The organism is uncultured Campylobacter sp. (assembly GCF_937997465.1).
Lineage (GTDB): Bacteria > Campylobacterota > Campylobacteria > Campylobacterales > Campylobacteraceae > Campylobacter_A.
The window spans coordinates 1-1,767 of record NZ_CALKTQ010000130.1; the positions used below are offsets into that span (position 1 = coordinate 1).

Sequence of the window (1,767 nt, forward strand, 5' to 3'; positions counted from 1 at the left end):
CTAGATTTTGCGTCTCAAAGCCAAATCTCTGCTCGATGTGCGCCACAAACTCGTCCACGTCGGCGATAAGGCGGCCCATACTAGGCGCGTCGCCCCGCTCGCCGTCGCTCCTACCGTGTCCGCGCTGATCCCAGGCAAAATAGCTAAAACTCTCATCCGCTAGCCCGTCTGCTATGTTCGTCGTCCTGCCCGAGTGCTCGTGTCCGCGGTGAAATATTGCTACGGCTTTGGCATTCGGCGCGGCTTTAAATTTGAAATTTTGCTCGGCGTTTTCGCTCAAATTTGACGCGCCGCATTTGCCGGCTTCGTTTAAATTTGAGTCCGAGTTTTTGCCGCTTCTTTGTAAATTTTGCTCGTCCGATTTGCCTTCGCCGTTTAAGCCTGGCTCCGTATTTTCACCCGCGCCGCGCGCCTGCTCGCTAGCCAAATTTGACGTTTCATTTACGGCCTCGGCGCTCAAATTTGACCCGTCAAATTTGCCATCCTTACTCAAATTTACTTCGCCTGCGCCCGGGTTTTCGCACGCTACGTCGCTAGCCAAACGGTATCTGTAAAATATCCTCACCCCGTCGCTGGTTATAAAATAGCTCTCTTTAAACTCCATTTTTCGCCTTTCTTACTTAAATTCATCGATTTTTACGCTTATTTTATCCTAAAATGCCCCGTTATCTCGTAAACATTTAGCACGTCCTCCTCCTGCGCGCCAAGTCCGATATTGTGGATCACAAGCGGGGTTTTGCCGCTGGCAAATTTATCCGAAACTATGCCGATATGAGGCCTTCCGTTATCCAGCCGCCACGTCACGATATCGCCCGCCTTAAACCCACCCTTCGCCTCGTAACCCTTGCGTTTTAGGTAGGTTGCGATGTTTGGTGCGCGGCGATGATCGATGTTTTTGTCGGTCTTTTTCGCGCCCCAGTTTTTTGGATAGGCGCTAAAATTTGCGCTCATATCCTCGTGGATGAGCCGCTGCAGATCTATGTCCTACCCGCGCAGCGCTCTAACAACGACATCGGTGCAAACGCCCTTTATCATATCCACGTCGCCCATCGGATAGGCTAGCCTAGAGTACGAAGGATCGTAAAACAGCGTCTGCCCAACCTGCGCTCTGGCATCTTGCACGAGCTTTTGGGCCGAAAAAGCAAAGACTAAATTTGCCACGAGCGCTAAAAGTAAAATTTTGCTCCAAATTTTCATCAAAACCTCACGCGTAAAAATATCTAACTATGTGAAAAAATATCGGCGCAGCAAAGCACAGCGAGTCCATACGATCAAGCATCCCACCGTGCCCGCTGATCATATAGCCCCAGTCTTTGACGCCTAGATCGCGCTTGATGGCAGACATAACTAGCCCTCCTAAAAAACCCATCATGCAAACGGCAAGCCCGATAAAAAACGCCCCAACCGCGCCAAAAGGCGTGAGATGATGCAGACACGCGGCCAGCACGCTAGCGCTAAGAACCCCGCCCGCAAAGCCGACCACCGTTTTAGACGGGCTGATGCTAGGGGCGATCTTGCGCTTGCCCAAAAGCTTGCCCCAGACGTACTGCAGCACGTCGCTAGATTGCACGACCAGGATCAAAAACAGCATCAGCTCCATGCCGCTACCTTGCTTAAGATCCAGCAAAAGAAGTGCTGGGATGTGCGAGATACAAAACACGCAGATCATCAGTGCCCACTGGATCTTCGTCGAGCGCTCCAAAAAATATGCTGCATCGCCGCAAATAGCCGCCAAAATCGGCAAAAACAAAAATCCGTAAACCGGGA

The 1,767-nt window shown here is 51.2% G+C and carries 2 protein-coding genes and 1 pseudogene; all 3 read right to left on the reverse strand.

Going from position 1 to position 1,767, the window contains the following annotated elements:
* Positions 1–604, reverse strand: a 604-nt coding sequence (locus Q0546_RS04045; RefSeq protein ID WP_298790766.1) for an alpha/beta hydrolase, incomplete at its 3' end; no start/stop codon positions are given.
* Positions 605–642: 38 nt separating this feature from the next.
* Positions 643–1,197 (reverse strand): annotated as a pseudogene (locus Q0546_RS04050) (DUF1287 domain-containing protein).
* A gap of 7 nt (positions 1,198–1,204) precedes the next feature.
* The coding region (locus Q0546_RS04055) for a phosphatidate cytidylyltransferase (RefSeq protein ID WP_298790768.1) at positions 1,205–1,767 on the reverse strand (563 nt) is incomplete at its 5' end.